This window comes from Streptomyces sp. NBC_01485, from assembly GCF_036227125.1.
Classification (GTDB): domain Bacteria; phylum Actinomycetota; class Actinomycetes; order Streptomycetales; family Streptomycetaceae; genus Streptomyces.
The window spans coordinates 3596730-3616060 of sequence record NZ_CP109435.1 but is presented as its reverse complement, the minus strand read 5'-3'; the positions used below and the strand labels follow the sequence as shown (position 1 = coordinate 3616060).

The following is a 19331-nucleotide window of genomic DNA, read 5'->3' as shown; positions in this document are numbered from 1 at the left end:
CCCCGCGTTCGGGTGTTGCGAAGATGTGCCAGAGTTGCCACGTCCGCCCTGTCAGCACGTACCGTACGGCAGCACAGGTGGGACCAGGTGGGGCAGCGGGAAGGGGCAGCCGGTTTTGAGCACGCACGCACCGCAGGCGGCGCAGGCCGTCACGCTGCCCACGACACTGGACGAGGCCGTGGCGGCGCTGGCGGCCATGCCCGCGGCCGTACCGGTGGCCGGTGGCACCGATCTGATGGCCGCCGTCAACTCCGGACAGCTCAGGCCCACCGGGCTCGTCGGCCTCGGCCGGATCAGCGAGATCCGCGGCTGGCAGTACCAGGACGGCCACGCGCTGCTCGGCGCCGGGCTCACGCACGCGCGCATGGGCCGCCCCGACTTCGCCGCTCTCATCCCGGCGCTCGCCGCCGCCGCCCGCGCCGCGGGACCGCCGCAGATCCGCAACGCGGGCACCCTGGGCGGCAACATCGCCTCGGCCGCCCCCACGGGCGACGCGCTGCCCGTGCTGGCCGCGCTGGAGGCGACCCTGATCATCGCGGGCCCGGGCGGAGCCCGCCGGGAGATGCCGGTGTCGCACCTGCTGGCCGGCATGGAGATGCTGCGCGGCGGCGAACTCATCGGGTACGTGCGCGTGCCGCTGCTGCACGCCCCGCAGGTCTTCCTGAAGGCCACCGGCCGCACCGGGCCGGGCCGCGCGGTCGCCTCCGTGGCCCTGGTCCTCGACCCCGCCCGGCGCGGAGTGCGGTGCGCGGTGGGCGCCATAGCGCCGATGCCGCTGCGCCCCCTGGACGCCGAGCAGTGGGTCGCCCGGCTCATCGACTGGGACAACAACCGCACGATCGTCCCCGAGGCCCTGACCGCCTTCGGGGAGTACGTCGCCGCCGCCTGCATCCCCGACCCGGTGCCCGGCATGGACGGCTCCGTACCGGAACTTCCGCCCGCGGTACTGCACCTGCGGCGCACCGTCGCCGCGCTGGCCCGACGAGCACTGGGGAGGGCGCTGTCGTGACCGACGACCAGCAGGGACGCGGCCACGGCCACGGCCAGGAGACCGAGCAGGCCCAGGGGGCGCCGCAGGGCGGCCGCTGGGACCCGCTGCCCCAGGGGGACTACGACGACGGCGCGACCGCCTTCGTGAAGTTCCCCGAGGGCGGCATCGACGCCCTCCTGGCCGGACGCGGCGACACCCCGCTCGCCGCGCCGGGCCACGGCTACGTGCCGCCGCAGATAGCTGTGGCGCCCGAGCCGGACACCGGCGGAACCTGGGCGGCCCCGGCCGGCGGCAGCGACTGGCCGGCCCCGCAGGGCACCCCGCAGACGGTGGGCGACGACCGGTTCACGTACCAGCCGGGCGCGACCGGCCAGTGGGCCTTCGACGACACCTCGGCGGCCCCCGGCGCACCGCGGTCCGCTCCCGGTCACGACGTGACGGGCCAGTGGTCGATCCCCGTCGCGGGCGGCGACCTGCCCGACGAGTCGGGCGAGTTCACCACGTCGGCCCTGGTCGAGCAGTGGGGCGGCACGCCCCCGGCCACCCTGCCCGGCGGCGCGCCCGCGCCCTGGGCGACCGACCCGACGGCCACGGCGGGCCACCTGAGCACGGCGGGCCAGGCATGGGCGCCGCCCATGGACGCGCCCACGGACGAGGCCGACCCGGCCGTGCGACAGGCGGCCACGGAGACGCCCGCGTTCGGCCACACACGGGAGCACGCGCCCGCCGACCACCACGGGGCGGAGCACGGGCACACCGGGACGTTCGCCCCGGAGGTCTCCGCCGAGGCGTACACGGTGTCCCCGGACGGCCCCGCGGAAGCCGCTGGGCAGGCCCCTGAGCTCGCAGGAGCCGCCGAGGCCTCAGGAGATCCGGAGCGCGCCCACGAGGCCGCTCACGAGCCCGCTGAGGCCGGGCACGAGGACCCCTTCGGCGACGCCCCGCAGGACCCCGAGCCGGAAACGGAGCCGGCGCCGGAGCCTGCGGCGGACACGGCTCCCGACGCCGCCGCGGTCGCCGATGCCGACGTCGTCGCCCCGCAGTCCGACGACGACGCCGCCGACGCCGTCGAGGCGTCCGAGGACACCCCGCCCCCGTTCCACGAGGAACACCCCCTCGCCGCCTACGTGCTGCGCGTCAACGGCTCCGAACGGCCCGTCACCGACGCCTGGATCGGCGAGTCGCTGCTCTACGTCCTGCGCGAGCGCCTCGGCCTCGCGGGCGCCAAGGACGGCTGCTCGCAGGGCGAGTGCGGGGCCTGCAACGTGCAGGTGGACGGCCGTCTCGTGGCCTCCTGCCTGGTGCCCGCCGTGACCACCGCCGGCAGCGAGATCCGTACCGTCGAGGGCCTGGCCGTCAACGGGCAGCCCTCGGACGTGCAGCGGGCGCTCGCCAGGTGCGGGGCCGTGCAGTGCGGCTTCTGCGTGCCCGGCATGGCGATGACCGTGCACGACCTGCTGGAGGGCAACCCGGCGCCGTCGGAACTGGAGGCCCGCCAGGCCCTGTGCGGCAACCTGTGCCGCTGCTCCGGCTACCGGGGCGTGCTCCAGGCCGTGCAGGACGTCGTCGCCGAACGCGAGGCGCACGCCGCCGCCGACGCCGAGTCGGACGGCGACGAGGCGCGTATCCCTCACCAGGCGGGTCCGGGCGCGGGCGGCATCCACGCGTCGGCGTTCGAGAACCCGGCACAGCCCCACCCGCACGACCCGGCGTACGGCCAGGGCCAGGACGGAGGCCAGGCGTGAGCAACGAAGCAGCCACCGCGACGACCACCGTGACCACCACCATGGCGGCGGCCCAGGCCCCCGAGCCGATCCCGCACGGCATCGGTGCGTCCCTGCAGCCCGCCGACGCGCGCGCGAAGACGGAGGGCACCTTCCCCTACGCGGCCGACCTGTGGGCCGAGGGCCTGCTGTGGGCGGCCGTGCTGCGCTCCCCGCACGCGCACGCGCGCATCGTGTCCATCGACACGTCCCACGCGCGGGAGATGCCCGGCGTACGGGCCGTCGTCACCCACGAGGACGTCCCCGGGCGCCCGTTGCACGGCCGTGGCAAGGCCGACCGTCCGGTGTTCGCCTCCGAGGTCGTCCGCCACCACGGCGAGCCCATCGCCGCCGTCGCCGCCGACCACCCGGACACCGCGCGGATGGCCGCCGCCGCCGTCATCGTCGAGTACGAGGTACTCGACCCGGTGATCGACCCGGAGCAGGCCTTCGAGGCGGAGCCCCTGCACCCCGACGGCAACCTGATCCGGCACATCCCGCTGCACCACGGGGACCCGTCCGCGGCCGGCGAGGTCGTCGTCGAGGGCCAGTACCGCATCGGCCGCGCCGACCCCGCCCCGATCGGCGCCGAGGCCGGCCTCGCCGTGCCCCGTCCCGACGGCGGCGTGGAGCTCTACCTCGCCTCCACCGACCCGCACAGCGACCGCGACACGGCCGCCGCCGTCTACGGCCTGACAGCCGACCAGGTGAAGATCGTCGTCACCGGGGTGCCCGGCGCGACGGCCGACCGCGAGGACCAGGGCTTCCAGCTCCCGCTGGGCCTGCTGGCCCTGAGGACCGGCTGCCCGGTGAAACTGACGGCCACCCGCGAGGAGTCCTTCCTCGGGCACGTCCACCGGCACCCCACCCTCCTGCGCTACCGCCACCACGCCGACGCCGACGGCCGGCTCGTGAAGGTCGAGGCGCAGATCCTGCTGGACGCGGGCGCCTACGCCGACACCTCCGCCGAGGCCCTGGCCGCCGCCGTCTCCTTCGCCTGCGGCCCCTACGTCGTCCCGAACGCCTTCATCGAGGGCTGGGCGGTACGCACGAACAACCCGCCCTCGGGCCATGTGCGCGGCGAGGGCGCGATGCAGGTGTGCGCCGCCTACGAGGCGCAGATGGACAAGCTGGCGAAGAGACTCGGCGTCGACCCGGCGGAGCTGCGGCTGCGCAACGTCATGGCGACCGGGGACGTCCTGCCGACCGGCCAGACGGTGACCTGCCCGGCCCCCGTCGCCGAACTCCTCCAGGCCGTCCAGGAGTTCCCCCTCCCCGAGCTCCCCAAGGACACGCCCGAGGCGGACTGGCTGCTGCCCGGCGGCCCCGAGGGCGCGGGCGAACCGGGCGCGGTGCGCCGGGGCGTGGGCTACGGCCTGGGCATGGTGCACATGCTGGGCGCGGAGGGCGCCGACGAGGTGTCCACGGCGACCGTGAAGGTACAGGACGGCGTCGCGACGGTCCTGTGCGCGGCGGTGGAGACGGGCCAGGGCTTCACCACGCTGGCCCGCCAGATCGTCCAGGAGACGCTGGGCATCGACGAGGTGCACGTCGCCCCGGTGGACACCGACCAGCCCCCGGCCGGCCCCGGCTGCCGGGGCCGCCACACCTGGGTGTCCGGCGGCGCGGTGGAGCGGGCGGCGAAGATGGTCCGCACCCAGCTCCTCCAGCCCCTGGCGCACAAGTTCGGCATGTCCACGGAGCTGCTCCAGATCACCGACGGCAAGATCACCTCGTACGACGGCGTCCTGTCGACGACCGTCACGGAGGAGCTGCACGGCAAGGAGCTGTGGGCGACGGCCCAGTGCCGCCCGCACCCGACCGAGCCGCTGGACGGGGCCGGCCAGGGCGACGCCTTCGTGGGCCTGGCCTTCTGCGCGATCCGCGCGGTGGTGGACGTGGACATCGAACTCGGCTCGGTGCGGGTCGTCGAACTCGCCATCGCCCAGGACGTCGGCCGGATCCTGAACCCGGCGCAGCTCGTCGCCCGCATCGAGGCCGGCGTGACGCAGGGCGTCGGCATCGCGCTCACCGAGAACCTCCGCACACCGCGCGGCCTGATCCGCCACCCCGACCTCACCGGCTACGCGCTGCCCACGGCCCTGGACACCCCGGACATCCGGATCGTCAAACTGGTCGAGGAGCGCGACGTGGTCGCCCCGTTCGGCGCGAAGGCGGCCAGCGCGGTCCCGGTGGTGACCTCACCGGCGGCGATCGCCTCCGCCGTCCGCGCCGCGACGGGCCGCCCGGTGAACCGCCTGCCGATAAGGCCCCAGGCGGCGGTGGTGACGGACCGATGAGCGAACGGGAACCCCAGAGCTACGAACCCCCGCCGAGTGTGGGCAAGTTGATCGGCTGGATCGTGCTGTTCGTGCTGGCGGCGGTGGCCGTGGTACTCGGTGGCGTGTACCTGACGTGACGTGAGGTGACGTCAGGTGATCTGACGGGCCGGGGCGTTGTCAGTGGTGCCGCGTAGGCTGCGAAGCAGTGGGACGGCGCACGCAACTTTCCGCACGGGGGACCCGATGAGCACGACCAGGAGCACCACCGGCACGACGACGATCACGACGATCACCTTCACCGAGGACCAGCTCGACCCGTACGTCACGCACGCGCCGACGCGCCGCTGGCTCACCGGCCCCGGCCTGCCGGGACTGCCGGGCGACGGCGGCCTGCTGACGTTCGAGGCGCTGCGCACGGACGGCCTGCGCACGGTCGCGGACTCCACGGGCGACCCGGGCGGCCGCCTGGCGGCGGAGCTGCGTGACCGCCTGGTGATAGGCGGCATCCTGGGCGCGGACGGCCGGTCGCGGGAGTCGGTCCTGCTGGACGGCATGACGGGCGAGATCTCCACGACGTACTTCCTGCACGACCGCCTCGACCTGATGGACACCCGCCCGCTCGCCCCGTCCCTGGAGAGGCTGGTGCGCTGCGCGACGGCGGTGGACGAACTGGCGGCCCTGCGCGGCCAGTTCGCCTCCTACGCGGGCCGCCTCGGCCCGAAGGCGGTGGAGGAGGCGACGCGGCAGTTGCTGGCGGTCTTCGAGGAGAGCGCGGAGGGGGATGCGGCGAAGGAGGATGCGGATGCGGTGAAGGGCGGGGACGGCGATCGGTCCGGCCTCTTCTGGAAGCTGGCCGCCGTGATCCGCCCGCTCGCCCTGGTGGCCGGCCCGGGCACGCGGTCCGGCCTGGCCCTGGACCTGCCGGTCCGCCTCCTGGACGAGGAGTTCGGCCCCGGCGAGGTCGTCCGCTTCGAGGACGTCGACTTCCCGAAGGCCCTCACGCACGCCCCGACCCGCGACTTCCTGCGCGAGGTGGGCCTGCCGGAGGAGGCCGTCTGGTTCTCCCTGGAGACGGACATGCCGCTCCAGACCCTCGCCGAGTACGGCGCGGACGACCGCGGCGGCGTCCGCACCGAGCACCGGCTCCCCGCCGAAGCCGACCGCCTGATCCGCCTGGGCCACCTCCTGGAGGACACCAGCCTGGTCGTCGACGGCACCACGGGCGCGGTCCTGACCTGGAGCGAGCCGGACCTCGCCCTGCGCCCCCTCAACGCCGACATCTCGACCCTGGCGTTCACCCTCTGGCTGATACGACGCGAACGCGCCCTGGACGCGGTACACGAACTGACCGCGGCCTACGACCAGTTGGCCGACGCGATGTCCCGCACCCTGGCCGCCGTGGACCCGGTCGCCTGCGACCCGACCCCGAACCCGACCATCCCCACGGACGACGGCCTGCGCTACTGGCCGGGCATGTTCGAGGACGAGGCGGGCGGCGGCCTGTGCGCCTAGCTGTATTGCCCACCGGGGAGAGCCGACGCCGACCGGGTACCCGTCCCGTAGCACACTCCCGAGGGGGCGAATAGGCTGGTCGCAGGGGGTCGACACGGTTCGCTCCAAGGGAGCCACCCATGAGAAGACAGAGGAAACAGCGGAAGCAGAGGAAGAACAGGAACGGCGCCTGGCGCGTGACGGGAGTCGTCACCGCACTCGCCACGGCCGCCGCGATCGCCTCAGTCACCCCGGTCCAGGCTCAGTCCACCGCTCAACTGTCCGCGTGGGTCAGCGACGGCTGGGGCGGCGGCACCATCACCAGCCAGCCCGCCGGAATCAACTGCCACCAGTCGGCATGGGACCCGTACGCATCGAACGAACCCCAGCCGTACCCGACCGGCACCTGCACCGCGACCTTCGACATCGGAACGACGGTCACCTTCACCGCCACCCCCGACACAGGCTCCTACCTGAACGACGGCCCCACCCCGAACCCCGCGACCATACGAACCGGCTACAACTCCACCTGGGTCATGTTCTGCCCGACGGACGGGCTCTGCTCCGCAGGCTGACGCGCTCTCAAGCGTGCGGCCGCCTGTCGGGCGGCCAGGCTTCCAGACACGCCCAGGCGGAGCGGAGCAGGACTGGCGCGTCCAGCGGATGCGGCCATTGGCATAGTGCAGATCGGTCGTGGGCAGGGGGTGAGCCGGTTCTTCGAAGTTGAGCGGTGCGCGGGCACGCCGCGTCCCCGATAGGTGAGGTGCGGAAATGTGACACTCCCGCACCGAAGTGTCACCTTCCTGTGCGGCCCCCCGGGGCAGGCACCCGACAGAGAGCCGCACTGCCCAAGCTCGAAGACCCGGTAAACCCCTGTCATCTGACACGGGGGAGCAGGCGGCTGGGGGAGTCTTCAGACCCAGAGGTCCCAGTGGTCACGTCCGCTGGTCAGACCAGCTACAGAGGCCGTGGCGGGAATTGAACCCACGTAACTCGCTTTGCAGGCGAGCCCCTAAACCACTCGGGCACACGGCCAGGTCGGGGTGGGGAGTTGGAGTTCCCGTCCGGACTTGGTGCTTTGACCGTATGGGTGGGGTGAGGTGGGGTTCAAGGGGGCGGGGCGGGCTGCAATGGGACTGCCATACCGCGTTCATGAAACGGGGAAGGCGGTGCGTGGGCGTACGACCGGCGGACCGTCGGGGAACCGACTTCTGGCCTCGGTGCCGGGCTGCTGCAGTACGCCGCCCAGGATCTGCGGCCGGTCGCGTTGCTGCCGGGTGCGGTCGGTGTCGCGTTGCTCGTGCCCGCCGTGCTCGGGCTGTTGCCGCGCGGGACGTGGCGGGCGGCCCGGGGACTGCCGTCCGTCGCGTTGTTCGGGGCTTGGGGGGCCGGCACCCGGGTGCGGGTGAAGCCCGGGGTCAAAACCCCTCGCCGGTGACCTCGTCCGCCTCCTACGCTCGGCCGTATGCAGCCCGACACCTCCCTCGCCCTCGCCCTCCCCCTCGACCCCGGTCTCCGGCATGCCCTGGACGACCTCGCGGACGCCACCGGGCGTCGGCCGGAGGACGTCGCGCTGGACGCCGTACGGGCGGGTCTGCGGGTGGAGGAGGCGCGGGTGCGGGCCGTGGCCGAGCGGCTCGCGGGAGCCCACGCCGGCCTGCTGCGGAGGTTGGGGGAATGAGCCGCACCCCCGGGAACCGCCCCGCCCCTCGGTCCGCCCCTCACCCCACCCGGCATCTCACCCTCGCCGAGGTCGCCGACATCGCGCGGATCGCCTTCGGGGGGCGGGCTCCTGAGGCGCGGGAGCCCGGTCTGCTCGCGTCCGCCGTGCATCGGCCCCGTGCCCGGATGTTCGGTACGGCCGCGTACGACGACCTACACGAGCAGGCCGCCGCCCTCCTGCACGCGATCGCCACGAACCACCCCCTCGTCGACGGCAACAAGCGCGCGGCCTGGCTGGCCACCGCGACCTTTCTCGCGCTGCACGGTGTGGATCTCGCCGCCTGTGACCAGGACGCGGCGTACGACCTGGTCATCGACGTGGCGTCCGGTACGGAGTCCGAGGTCGCGGTGATCGCGCGGCGACTGCGGGCGCTGTGACGTGAGTCCCACCCACCGGCTGCCCGGCCTCGTTCGCCCATCGGCACCGTCGGGCCGCCGGTAGGGTGGCCCGGTTGTCATACGCAGCCGAGTCCTTCCTGCACAGCCCCGCACAGCCCCGCACAGCCCCGCACAGCTCCACACAGCCCCGTACGCCCTGTACAGCTCCATACAGCTGAGCCGCCCGCCCGTCACCCACCACAGCCCTGTCCGACGCGCTTCGCGCGGCCCCTCTGATTTCGACCACGAACCCGGAGACCGTGACTACCACCGCCGCCACCTCCACGTCCTCCCACCACCTGTCGCCCGCCTTTCCCGGCCGCGCGCCCTGGGGCACCGCCAGCAAGCTGCGTGCCTGGCAGCAGGGGGCGATGGAGAGGTACCTCCAGGAGCAGCCGCGCGACTTCCTCGCCGTCGCCACCCCCGGCGCCGGCAAGACGACGTTCGCGCTGACCCTCGCCTCCTGGCTGCTGCACCACCACGTCGTGCAGCAGGTGACGGTGGTCGCGCCGACCGAGCACCTGAAGAAGCAGTGGGCGGAAGCGGCCGCGAGGATAGGGATCAGGCTCGATCCCGAGTACAGCGCCGGACCGCTGAGCAAGGACTACCACGGGGTCGCCGTGACGTACGCGGGCGTCGGCGTCCGGCCGATGCTGCACCGCAACCGGTCCGAGCAGCGCAAGACCCTCGTCATCCTCGACGAGATCCACCACGCCGGTGACAGCAAGTCGTGGGGCGAGGCGTGCCTGGAGGCGTTCGAGCCGGCCACCCGCCGTCTCGCGCTCACCGGTACGCCGTTCCGGTCCGACACCAACCCCATCCCCTTCGTGACGTACGAGGAGGGCAACGACGGGATCCGGCGGTCGTCGGCCGACTACACCTACGGGTACGGGTCGGCGCTCGCCGACAACGTCGTGCGGCCCGTCATCTTCCTCTCCTACAGCGGCAACATGCGCTGGCGGACGAAGGCCGGCGACGAGATCGCGGCGCGGCTCGGCGAGCCGATGACCAAGGACGCGATCAGCCAGGCCTGGCGTACCGCGCTCGACCCGCGCGGCGAGTGGATGCCGAGCGTGCTGCGCGCCGCCGACCGGCGGCTCACCGAGGTCAGGAAGGCCATCCCGGACGCCGGTGCGCTCGTCATCGCCTCCGACCAGGACTCCGCCCGCGCCTACGCGAAGCTGATCCGGGAGATCACCGGCGACAAGGCGACCCTCGTCCTGTCCGACGACAACGGCGCGTCCAACCGCATCGACGAGTTCAGCGCGAGCAACGACCGGTGGATGGTCGCGGTGCGGATGGTGTCGGAGGGCGTCGACGTGCCGCGCCTCGCCGTCGGCGTGTACGCGACGACCATCTCCACGCCCCTCTTCTTCGCGCAGGCCGTCGGGCGCTTCGTGCGGTCGAGGCGGCGCGGCGAGACCGCCTCCGTGTTCCTGCCGACCGTGCCCGATCTGCTCACCTTCGCCAACGAGATGGAGGTCGAGCGCGACCACGCCCTCGACAAGCCCAAGAAGGAGGGCGAGGAGGATCCGTACGCCGAGTCCGAGCAGGAGATGGACGAGGCGAACAAGGAGCAGGACGAGGACACCGGCGAGCAGGAGCAGTTCGCCTTCGAGGCGCTGGAGTCCGAGGCCGTCTTCGACCGGGTGATGTACAACGGCGCCGAGTTCGGCATGCAGGCCCACCCGGGCAGCGAGGAGGAGCAGGACTACCTCGGCATCCCGGGGCTGCTGGAGCCCGACCAGGTGCAGATGCTGCTCCAGAAGCGGCAGGCCAAGCAGATCGCGCACAGCAGGAAGAAGCCGGACGAGGACGCCGACCTGCTGGAACTGCCCGCCGAGCGGCGGCCGGTCGTCTCGCACAAGGAGATGATGGAGCTGCGCAAGCAGCTCAACACGATGGTCGGCGCGTACGTCCACCAGAGCGGCAAGCCGCACGGCGTGATCCACACCGAGCTGCGGCGCGTGTGCGGCGGACCGCCGAGCGCGGAGGCGACGGCGGGACAGTTGCGGCAGCGCATCGCCAAGGTGCAGGAGTGGGCCACGCGGATGAAGTGACGTCCGCACGTCCAGTGCCCTGCGAGGCCGCGTCCTGCGAGCTCCGGGGGGCGCGCACAACGTTGTCACGCCCCGTACGTATCGGGATAAATCCTGTTAGTCCGTACCGGCTCATGCCCGGATTCTGGACGGAGCCTTCCGCTCAGCGAACCTGCTTCGCTACTGTCCCGCCTACGCACACGCCCCGTGGCAGCGCCGCCGCGGAGCGCAGCCGTGAAGCGACTGGGCCCGGACACGCCGGGCCCGTCTTCGATCGGCGGCCTCTGTAGCGCGTCGCCGACGGGACTCGGTGACGCATCCGTCGCGATGGGGGCCTGCCGACCTCACCACTTAAGGAGTGGGAGTCGTGACCGCGGAGACCTCCCAGACGCTCGATCGAGGACTGAAGGTTCTCAAGCTGTTGGCCGACACCGACCACGGGCTGACCGTCACCGAACTTTCCAGCAAACTGGGGGTGAACCGGACCGTCGTGTACCGGTTGCTCGCCACCCTGGAGCAGCACACCCTCGTACGGCGTGACCTGGGCGGACGAGCCCGGGTCGGCCTCGGAGTGCTGCGGCTCGGCCGCCAGGTGCATCCGCTGGTGCGGGAGGCCGCCCTGCCCGCGCTGCGCTCGCTGGCCGAGGACATAGGGGCGACCGCGCATCTGACGCTGGTGGACGGCACGGAGGCGCTCGCCGTCGCCGTCGTCGAACCGACCTGGACGGACTACCACGTGGCGTACCGGGCCGGGTTCCGGCACCCGCTGGACCGGGGTGCCGCGGGGCGGGCGATCCTCGCCGCCCGGCAGCAGTTGCCGGACCAGCCCGGCTACACCTTGACGCACGGGGAACTGGAGGCGGGCGCGAGCGGGGCCGCGGCGCCGTTGCTCGGGGTGACGGGCGTCGAGGGGAGCGTGGGCGTGGTGATGCTGGCGGACGCGGTGCCGGAGCGGGTGGGACCACGGGTGCTGGACGCTGCGCGGGAGGTGGCGGAGGCGCTGCGCTGACGTTCACTGGGCGGGTGCCGTGGGCTGGTGCCGGGCGCTCGCGGGGGTGCTTGGCGGGTGCCGCCCGCGCCCACCCGTGACGCCCCAGCGGCTCGCCCGTGACGCACCCAAGCGGTACGACTGCCCGCAGGCTGCCTGTACCTGCGCGCTGTGTCGGCGTGCCTGTGGGCTGTACCTGCGCGGTCGTCTGCGCAGGCCCGGCGTGCCTGTGCTGTGCCTGCGCGCTGTGCCTGTGGGCTGTACCTGCGCGGTCGTCTGCGCAGGCCCGGCGGTTACATTGACCCCGTGCTCTCTCGTCTCTCACGCCCCAAGGCCCTCACCGTCTGCGCCCTGCCCCTCGTGGCGCTGCTCGCCATGGCCGCTTTCGCGCCGCTGCCGTTCTCGGTGGCGCAGCCGGGCATGACGGCGAACGTCCTCGGCGAGAACAAGGGCGACCAGGTCATCACGGTCTCCGGCGCGCCCACCCGGGACACGAGCGGACAGTTGCGGATGACGACGATCGAGGCGACCGGCCCCGACGCGGACGTCTCGCTCGGCGATGTGATCGACGGCTGGTTCCGCGCCGACCAGGCGATCATGCCGCGCGACTCCGTGTACCCCAGCGGGGAGAGCACCAAGGAGATCGAGCAGCACAACACCGAGCAGATGCGGCAGTCCCAGGACGCCGCCGCCGAGGCCGCCCTGAAGTACCTCGACCGGACCGGCGACGGCATCAAGGTCACGCTGAGACTGTCCGACGTGGGCGGTCCCAGCGCGGGGCTGCTGTTCTCGCTCGGCGTCGTCGACAAGCTCGACGGCGACGGCGGCGGCGGCGACCTCACGGGCGGCCGCACGATCGCCGGCACCGGGACCATCGACGCCGACGGCAAGGTCGGCGCGGTCGGCGGCGTCGCCCTGAAGACGCAGGCCGCCCGGCGCGACGGGGCGACGGTGTTCCTCGTGCCGAAGGACGAGTGCGGCGACGCGAAGACCGACCTGCCCAAGGGCCTGCGGCTGATCCCGGTCACCACGCTCAAGGGCGCGGTGAGCGCACTCGTAGCGCTGGAGAAGGGGAAGGGCTCGGTACCGAGCTGCTGAACCACGTCCCCCAAGAGGCCTCCGGCGGGGGCTACTTGACGAACCCCTCGTCCTTCATCCACTCCAGCGCCACCTGATGCGGATCCTCCCCCTCGACGTCCACCTTGGCGTTCAGCTCCCGTGCCACCGTGTTGTCGAGCTTCTTCGTGATCGGGTTCAGCAGGCCCGCGATCGCCGGCCACCTCTTCAGCGCCTTGGAGTTGACCACGGGGGCCGCGTTGTAGTTGGGGAAGAAGTCCTTGTCGTCGTCCATCACGACCAGGTTCATCGACTTGATGCGGCCGTCGGTGGTGTACACCTCCCCGTAGACGCAACTCCCTTTCGCCGCCTGGGTGTAGATGATCCCGGTGTCCATCTGCGTGATCCGGGACGACGCCACGTTCATGCCGTACGCCTTCTCCATCCCCGGCAGCCCGTCCGCCCGGTTGGCGAACTCGCCCTCCACACACAGTGTTACGGCGCTCGGGTCCGACTTCGACAGCGCGGCCACCTGCGACAGCGTCCTGGTGCGGTACTTCTTGTGGTTGGCCTGGTTCATGGCCAGCGCGTAGGTGTTGTCCAGCCGGGACTGCGGCAGCCAGGTCACCCCGTTCCTCAGGTCGGCGTCCCGGACCGCCCGCCACTGCGCCTGCGGGTCGGTGACGGGCTCGCTGTTGCCCATGTACGTGATCCACGCCGTGCCCGTGTACTCGTACATGGCGTCGGCGTCGCCCTTGCGGACCGCCTCCCGGCTGCCGATGGAACCCTGGATGCCGGTGCGGTCCAGCACGTCCGCGCCGGCCGCCTGGAAGGCGATGCCGATCATCGCGCCGAGGATGAGGTTCTCGGTGAACGACTTGGACGTCACGGTCAGTTGAGCGCCCTCGAGCGGCTCGCCCTGCCCGATGGAGCCGGGGGAGACGTCGTCGACCATGGGGGAGCCGCTGCTCAGTCCGCAGCCGGACGCCGCCAGAAGCACCAGCCCCCCGGCCAGACACCGCACCCTGCTCACCGCCCAGGACCTCCGCCTTCTCGCCGCCCTGCTCACTTCCCCGCCTCCAGTCCCCGTGGCCGCAGCAGTACCTCGGCCAGGGAGGCCAGCCAGTCGACCAGCAGGGCCAGGGACACGGTGAGGATCGAGCCGAGGACCAGGACCGGCATGCGCTGGTTGGTGATGCCGGCCGTGATCAGGACGCCCAGGCCGCCGCCCCCGCCGAAGGTCGCCAGGGTCGCCGTGCCGACGTTGAGGACGAGAGCCGTCCGTACGCCCGCCAGGATCAGCGGCATCGCCAGCGGCAGTTCCACCCGGGACAGCACCCCGGTGGGGGACATGCCGATCCCGCGGGCCGCCTCCAGCAGCGTCGGGTCGTTGGCCTTCAGCCCCGCCACGGTGTTGGAGAGCACGGGCAGGATGGCGTAGGCGATGATGCCGATCAGGGCGGCCCGGCGGCCGATGCCCAGCCAGATCACCAGCAGCGCCAGCAGACCGATCGCGGGGGTCGCCTGCCCCATGTTGGCGAGGGCCAGCGCGACCGGGGTCGCCCTGCGGAACCTGCGCCGGGTGAGCAGGATGCCCAGCGGGATCGCGATGACCAGCACGAAGAAGGTGGAGATCACGGTCAGTTGGACCTGCTGCCACAGGGCCGATGGTGGAGGTGGCGGTGGCGGCGAGGTTGCCGCCCCAGTCGCTGCGGTAGGCGACGACCCCGATCAGCACGCCCAGCAGGGTCGCCACGACCATGCACTGGAAGACGACGCCGGCGTGTTGACAGGCGTCGGTGAGCAGTTGCCGGTGCCGGTCGGCCAGGTACTCCCAGGAGCTCACACGCCCTCACCCCACAGGCCGGCCAGGCCCTTCCCGGTCGTCCAGGGCCTGTGCGGCCGCCTGCTCCACCAGCGGGATGATCCGCAGCGGAACGGGGTTCTCCATCACGATCGCGGTGGAGGCCCGGACAATGCCATCAAAACCGACGACCAGGTCGATCACCCGCTGGAGATCGGCGTTGGACCGGGCCACCAGCCGGCACAGCATGTCCCCGCCGCCGGTGGTGGTGTGCAGCTCCAGCACCTCCGGGACGGATCCCAAGTGCGCCCGTACGTCGGCCCCTTGCCCCTGCCGGATCTGCAGCGTGGCGAACGCGGTGACCGGGTAGCCGAGGGCCGCCGGATCGACCTCCGGGCCGAATCCCCGGATGACTCCGCTCGACTGAAGCCGGTCGAGCCGCGCCTGCACGGTCCCCCGGGCCACTCCCAGCCGCCGGGACATCTCCAGCACCCCGATCCGCGGCTCCCGCGCCAGCAGCACGATGATCCGGCCGTCCAGATGATCGATCGCCACGCCGCCCGCCTCCGAGATCGTCACCGTGATGGTCACCCTGTACAGAAAGCCCGCAGAAACCGTCGTACCGCTGCACACATTGCCCAGCGATGGAGCGAACTATTGCGCACCTTGCTGCCCGGCGCGAGGCTTTCGTCATGACGCAGACCACACACCACACTCCCGACACCGCCCGGCAGGCCGATCCCTTCCCGGTGAAGGGAATGGACGCGGTCGTCTTCGCCGTGGGCAACGCCAAGCAGGCGGCGCACTACTACTCCACCGCCTTCGGCATGACGCTGGTCGCCTACTCCGGACCGGAGACGGGCAGCCGCGAGACCGCCTCGTACGTCCTCACGAACGGCTCGGCCCGCTTCGTCCTCACCTCCGTCGTCAAGCCCGCCACCACCTGGGGCCACTTCCTCGCCGGGCACGTGGCCGAGCACGGCGACGGCGTCGTCGACCTCGCCATCGAGGTCCCGGACGCCCGCGCCGCGTACGCCTACGCGATCGAGCACGGCGCGCGCCCGGTCGCCGAGCCGTACGAGCTGAAGGACGAGCACGGCACGGTGGTGCTGGCCGCGATCGCGACGTACGGCGAGACCCGCCACACCCTCGTCGACCGCTCCGGCTACGACGGCCCCTACCTCCCCGGCTACGTCGCCGCCGCCCCGATCGTCGAACCGCGCGCCCACCGCACCTTCCAGGCGATCGACCACTGCGTCGGCAACGTCGAGCTCGGCCGGATGAACGAGTGGGTCGGCTTCTACAACAAGGTCATGGGCTTCACGAACATGAAGGAGTTCGTGGGCGACGACATCGCCACCGAGTACAGCGCCCTCATGTCCAAGGTCGTCGCCGACGGCACGCTCAAGGTCAAGTTCCCGATCAACGAGCCCGCCATCGCCAAGAAGAAGTCCCAGATCGACGAGTACCTGGAGTTCTACGGCGGCGCGGGCGTCCAGCACATCGCGCTCAACACCGGCGACATCGTGCAGACGGTACGGACCATGCGCGCGGCGGGCGTCCAGTTCCTGAACACCCCCGACTCCTACTACGACACCCTCGGCGAGTGGGTCGGCGACACCCGCGTCCCCGTCGAGACCCTGCGCGAGCTGAGGATCCTCGCCGACCGCGACGAGGACGGCTACCTGCTGCAGATCTTCACCAAGCCGGTCCAGGACCGGCCGACCGTCTTCTTCGAGATCATCGAACGGCACGGCTCGATGGGCTTCGGCAAGGGCAACTTCAAGGCCCTGTTCGAGGCGATCGAGCGCGAGCAGGAGAAGCGCGGCAACCTGTAGGCCCACCGGGCCGGGGCCGGGTTACTCGGGCAGGTCCGCCGGGGCCGGCTCGGCGCCCAGTTCCGTCAGCGTGGCGCGGGCGGCCGGGGCGAGCAGCGGCGAGAAGTACGGGTTGATCCGCAACGCCTCCTGGAGGTGCCGGCGGGCCGGCCCGTCCTGCCGCAGGCTCCGCTCGGTCATGGCCCGGTGGTAGAGGTACGGCGCGCTGTGCACCGCGCCCCCGTGCACCCGGTCGGTGGCGATCGCGGCGAACTTCACCGCCTCCTTGTCGTCGCCGGCCCGGTGCAGCGCCCAGCCCAGCGCGTCCGCGACCGGGATCCCCGGCTGCCGACGCCACTCGGCGCGCAGCCGTCGGACCGCCGACGCCGGATCCCCGTGGTCGGCCTCGAAGAGGCCCAGCACCAGGTCCCCGTCGACCCCGCCCGCCGCGTCCGTCCGGACCCGCGCCCGCAGCAGGTCGTACTGCACGCGCGCCGCCTGCGCGAGCCCCAGCGACTCGTACAGTTCGCCCAGCTCCAGCGCGTACTGCGGCAGCGGCTGCCGGGCGAGCGCCGTCCGGTACGCGCTCAGCGCCTCCGACGTCCGCCCCAGGGCCGCCAGCGCACGCCCCTGCCCGGCCTGCGCGGCCCGCTGGTCGGGGTCGAGCCGCACCGCCTCCTGGAAGTGCCGCAGCGCGTCCTCCCGCTCGCCGCGTTCCCAGGCGAACTCCCCGGCCCGCTCCAGCCAGGCCGCCTGCTCGGCGGGGGCGGTGGCGCCGGCCGCCGCGTCGGCCAGCGCGGCCTGCGCGTCCTCGCGTCGGCCCCGTTCCCAGTAGACGCCCGCCGCCCGCGCCCGCACGGCGGGACCGGAGTGCAGCGCGGTCAGCCTGTCGAGCGCCTTGCGGGCCTTCTTGTAGTCGCCGAGCCCGGTGTACGCGTCGATGAGCTGCGGATACGTCGTCCAGCGGGCCGGCGCCAGCTTGCGCGCGGCCTCGCCGAAGGCCAGGGCGGCGGGGAAGTCGCGGCGCGCGTTGGCCAGCGCGGCCAGGCCGTCGAGGGCCTCGGCGTTGTTCTTGGGGCGCACCTTCAGCGAGGTCCGCAGCGCCTGCTCGGCCTTGGGGTAGAGGAGGGCCGCGTCGGCGGTGCGCCGGCCCTGTTCGACGTAGGCCGCGGCGAGCACCGTCCAGGACCGCGCGTCCCGCGGATGCGCCCGCACCCGGCTCTCGCGCTCGCCGATCAGCACCGCCAGATCGGGCAGCGCGGCCGGCACCCCCGCCCGGACCGCCGTGCCCGCCTGCGCCCCCGCCGCCGGCGCCGAGCGGACGGCGGGCTCGTCGCCCGGCAGGCACATCAGCACCCCGCCGCCCAGCACGAGACACCCCACGAGCGAGCCGACGAGCAGCAGCCGCCGACGCAACCAAGAGACCTTCTCCCTCTCCATGGCGCTCACTGTGCGGCAGTACGGCGACCGGAGGACGTCAGCCGAAGGGGTGGCCGGACGGGGTTCACACCGATGGCCCCGGGTGCGAACCTTTGATCATGAGCCGTTCGGAAGCACGACACACCGCCGCGTCCGTGGCGACGGGCGACCTCCTCGACCGTCTCCTCGCCGGCCTGCCCGCCGACGCCGTCCTCACCGACCCGGACGTCACGCTCTCCTACGCCAACGACATGGCGAGCTTCTGCCCGGCCGGCACCCCGGCCGTGGTCGTGCTGCCGCGCACGGTCGAGGAGGTCCAGCACGTCATGCGCACGGCGAGCGAGCTGCGCGTCCCGGTCGTCCCGCAGGGCGCGCGCACCGGCCTGTCCGGCGGCGCCAACGCCTCCGAGGGCTGCGTCGTGGTCTCCCTGACGAAGATGGACCGGATCCTCGAGATCAGCCCGGTCGACCGGATCGCCGTCGTCGAACCGGGCGTCGTGAACGCGACCCTCTCCCGCGCGGTGGGCGAACAGGGGCTGTACTACCCGCCCGATCCCTCCAGTTGGGAGCTGTGCACGATCGGCGGCAACATCGGCACCGCCTCGGGCGGCCTGTGCTGCGTGAAGTACGGGGTGACGGCCGAGTACGTCCTCGGCCTGGACGTCGTCCTGGCCGACGGCCGGCTCATGTCCACCGGCCGCCGTACGGCGAAGGGCGTCGCCGGGTACGACCTCACCCGCCTGTTCGTCGGCTCCGAGGGCTCGCTCGGCATCGTCGTACGGGCGGTCCTGGCGCTGCGGCCGCAGCCGCCGCGGCAGTTGGTGCTGGCGGCCGAGTTCGCGTCCGGGGCCGCCGCCTGCGACGCGGTGTGCCGGATCATGGCGGACGGGCACGTCCCGTCCCTCCTCGAACTGATGGACCGTACGACGGTCCGGGCCGTCAACGACCTGACCCGCATGGGCCTGCCGGACACCACCGAAGCCCTGCTCCTCGCCGCCTTCGACACCCCCGACCCGGCCGCCGACCTCGCCGCCGTCGGCGCGCTGTGCGAGGCGGCCGGCGCCACCCAGGTGGTCCCCGCCGACGACTTCGCCGAGTCCGAACTCCTGCTCCAGGCACGGCGGTCGTCGCTCGTCGCCCTGGAGGCGGTCAAGGGCACGACGATGATCGACGACGTGTGCGTGCCCCGGTCGAGACTCGGCGAGCTGCTCGACGGCGTCGAACGCATCGCGCAGAAGCACCGGTTGACCATCGGGGTCGTGGCCCACGCCGGGGACGGCAACACCCACCCCACCGTCTGCTTCGACGCGCAGGACCCCGACGAGTGCCGTCGCGCCCGCGAGTCCTTCGACGAGATCATGGGCCTCGGCCTGGAACTCGGCGGCACCATCACCGGCGAGCACGGCGTGGGCGTGCTGAAGAAGGAGTGGCTCGCGCGCGAACTCGGCCCGGTGGGCGTGGAGATGCAGCGGGCGGTCAAGGCGGCCTTCGACCCGCTGGGCATCCTCAACCCCGGCAAGCTGTTCTGACGGTGGTCGCCCGTGGTCACCGGTGGTCGCCGGTGGTCGCCGGGGGGACACC

Annotated in this window: 16 protein-coding genes, 1 tRNA gene and 2 pseudogenes; 14 read left to right on the top strand and 5 right to left on the bottom strand. The window is 72.7% G+C overall.

Annotated elements, in window-relative coordinates; all coding sequences use genetic code 11:
- Positions 1 to 115 precede the first annotated feature (115 nt).
- From OG352_RS16620 to OG352_RS16595, 6 genes are all read left to right on the top strand, one after another.
- Positions 116 to 1009, top strand: a complete 894-nt coding sequence (locus OG352_RS16620) for an FAD binding domain-containing protein (protein ID WP_329217807.1) — start codon at positions 116 to 118, stop codon at positions 1007 to 1009.
- The gene (locus tag OG352_RS16615; RefSeq protein WP_329217806.1) at positions 1006 to 2736 is read left to right on the top strand and encodes a 2Fe-2S iron-sulfur cluster-binding protein; all 1731 of its coding nucleotides are present in this window, start codon (positions 1006 to 1008) and stop codon (positions 2734 to 2736) included. Before OG352_RS16620 ends, OG352_RS16615 begins: the two co-directional genes overlap by 4 nt.
- Positions 2733 to 5054 carry a xanthine dehydrogenase family protein molybdopterin-binding subunit gene (locus tag OG352_RS16610; RefSeq protein WP_329217804.1) on the top strand — a complete coding sequence of 774 codons (2322 nt, stop codon included), beginning with the start codon at positions 2733 to 2735 and terminating at the stop codon, positions 5052 to 5054. Before OG352_RS16615 ends, OG352_RS16610 begins: the two co-directional genes overlap by 4 nt.
- Positions 5051 to 5173 (top strand): hypothetical protein, encoded by a 123-nt coding sequence (locus OG352_RS16605; protein WP_329217803.1) that lies wholly within the window; start codon positions 5051 to 5053, stop codon positions 5171 to 5173. Before OG352_RS16610 ends, OG352_RS16605 begins: the two co-directional genes overlap by 4 nt.
- Positions 5174 to 5279: 106 nt before the next feature.
- Positions 5280 to 6548 carry an SUKH-4 family immunity protein gene (locus tag OG352_RS16600; protein ID WP_329217802.1) on the top strand — a complete coding sequence of 423 codons (1269 nt, stop codon included), beginning with the start codon at positions 5280 to 5282 and terminating at the stop codon, positions 6546 to 6548.
- A gap of 119 nt (positions 6549 to 6667) precedes the next feature.
- Positions 6668 to 7102: a hypothetical protein gene (locus OG352_RS16595; protein ID WP_329217801.1), complete on the top strand. Its 435-nt coding sequence runs from the start codon at positions 6668 to 6670 to the stop codon at positions 7100 to 7102.
- Positions 7103 to 7490: 388 nt separating this feature from the next.
- Here the strand turns inward: OG352_RS16595 and OG352_RS16590 are convergent.
- Positions 7491 to 7562: transfer RNA gene (locus OG352_RS16590), tRNA-Cys, on the bottom strand.
- A 133-nt stretch (positions 7563 to 7695) separates the two neighbouring features.
- Here OG352_RS16590 and OG352_RS16585 point away from each other — a divergent pair.
- The 6 genes and pseudogenes from OG352_RS16585 to OG352_RS16560 all read left to right on the top strand — a co-directional run.
- Positions 7696 to 7923, top strand: a pseudogene (locus tag OG352_RS16585) (MFS transporter); the annotation flags it as partial.
- Between the two features lie 69 nt (positions 7924 to 7992).
- Positions 7993 to 8208 (top strand): hypothetical protein, encoded by a 216-nt coding sequence (locus OG352_RS16580; protein WP_329217800.1) that lies wholly within the window; start codon positions 7993 to 7995, stop codon positions 8206 to 8208.
- Positions 8205 to 8627, top strand: coding sequence for a type II toxin-antitoxin system death-on-curing family toxin (locus tag OG352_RS16575; RefSeq protein WP_329217799.1), 423 nt, complete (start codon positions 8205 to 8207; stop codon positions 8625 to 8627). Before OG352_RS16580 ends, OG352_RS16575 begins: the two co-directional genes overlap by 4 nt.
- 260 nt (positions 8628 to 8887) lie before the next feature.
- Positions 8888 to 10687 (top strand): DEAD/DEAH box helicase, encoded by a 1800-nt coding sequence (locus tag OG352_RS16570; protein WP_329217798.1) that lies wholly within the window; start codon positions 8888 to 8890, stop codon positions 10685 to 10687.
- 346 nt (positions 10688 to 11033) lie between these two features.
- Entirely contained in the window at positions 11034 to 11675 is a 642-nt protein-coding gene (locus OG352_RS16565) for an IclR family transcriptional regulator (RefSeq protein WP_329217796.1), read from the top strand.
- 285 nt (positions 11676 to 11960) lie between these two features.
- Positions 11961 to 12752: a S16 family serine protease gene (locus OG352_RS16560; protein WP_329217795.1), complete on the top strand. Its 792-nt coding sequence runs from the start codon at positions 11961 to 11963 to the stop codon at positions 12750 to 12752.
- A 31-nt stretch (positions 12753 to 12783) separates the two neighbouring features.
- Here the strand turns inward: OG352_RS16560 and OG352_RS16555 are convergent, their stop codons facing one another.
- The 3 genes and pseudogenes from OG352_RS16555 to OG352_RS16545 all read right to left on the bottom strand — a co-directional run bounded on the left by OG352_RS16555 (position 12784) and on the right by OG352_RS16545 (position 15069).
- Positions 12784 to 13665 carry a glycine betaine ABC transporter substrate-binding protein gene (locus OG352_RS16555; RefSeq protein ID WP_329223857.1) on the bottom strand — a complete coding sequence of 294 codons (882 nt, stop codon included), beginning with the start codon at positions 13663 to 13665 and terminating at the stop codon, positions 12784 to 12786.
- A gap of 110 nt (positions 13666 to 13775) precedes the next feature.
- Positions 13776 to 14375, bottom strand: a pseudogene (locus OG352_RS16550) (ABC transporter permease); the annotation flags it as partial.
- A gap of 187 nt (positions 14376 to 14562) precedes the next feature.
- Positions 14563 to 15069: an Lrp/AsnC family transcriptional regulator gene (locus OG352_RS16545; protein ID WP_329223856.1), complete on the bottom strand. Its 507-nt coding sequence runs from the start codon at positions 15067 to 15069 to the stop codon at positions 14563 to 14565.
- Positions 15070 to 15206: 137 nt separating this feature from the next.
- Between OG352_RS16545 and hppD the strand changes: the two genes are divergently transcribed.
- Positions 15207 to 16352, top strand: a complete 1146-nt coding sequence (gene hppD, locus OG352_RS16540; RefSeq protein WP_329217793.1) for a 4-hydroxyphenylpyruvate dioxygenase — start codon at positions 15207 to 15209, stop codon at positions 16350 to 16352.
- Positions 16353 to 16373: 21 nt separating this feature from the next.
- On the opposite strand, the gene OG352_RS16535 is transcribed toward hppD, so the two are convergent.
- Positions 16374 to 17771, bottom strand: coding sequence for a tetratricopeptide repeat protein (locus tag OG352_RS16535; RefSeq protein WP_329217792.1), 1398 nt, complete (start codon positions 17769 to 17771; stop codon positions 16374 to 16376).
- Positions 17772 to 17863: 92 nt separating this feature from the next.
- Here OG352_RS16535 and OG352_RS16530 point away from each other — a divergent pair, with 92 nt between their 5' ends.
- Positions 17864 to 19279 carry an FAD-binding oxidoreductase gene (locus OG352_RS16530; RefSeq protein WP_443072288.1) on the top strand — a complete coding sequence of 472 codons (1416 nt, stop codon included), beginning with the start codon at positions 17864 to 17866 and terminating at the stop codon, positions 19277 to 19279.
- Positions 19280 to 19331: the final 52 nt, after the last annotated feature.

Bases quoted from the DNA above. Each gene is read 5' to 3' on its own strand.
- OG352_RS16605 (WP_329217803.1), top strand. From the start codon at position 5,051: ATGAGCGAACGGGAACCCCAGAGCTACGAACCCCCGCCGAGTGTGGGC.
- OG352_RS16600 (WP_329217802.1), top strand. From the start codon at position 5,280: ATGAGCACGACCAGGAGCACCACCGGCACGACGACGATCACGACGATC.
- OG352_RS16595 (WP_329217801.1), top strand. From the start codon at position 6,668: ATGAGAAGACAGAGGAAACAGCGGAAGCAGAGGAAGAACAGGAACGGC.
- OG352_RS16580 (WP_329217800.1), top strand. From the start codon at position 7,993: ATGCAGCCCGACACCTCCCTCGCCCTCGCCCTCCCCCTCGACCCCGGT.
- OG352_RS16575 (WP_329217799.1), top strand. From the start codon at position 8,205: ATGAGCCGCACCCCCGGGAACCGCCCCGCCCCTCGGTCCGCCCCTCAC.
- OG352_RS16555 (WP_329223857.1), bottom strand. From the start codon at position 13,665: ATGGTCGACGACGTCTCCCCCGGCTCCATCGGGCAGGGCGAGCCGCTC.
- hppD (WP_329217793.1), top strand. From the start codon at position 15,207: ATGACGCAGACCACACACCACACTCCCGACACCGCCCGGCAGGCCGAT.
- OG352_RS16535 (WP_329217792.1), bottom strand. From the start codon at position 17,771: ATGGAGAGGGAGAAGGTCTCTTGGTTGCGTCGGCGGCTGCTGCTCGTC.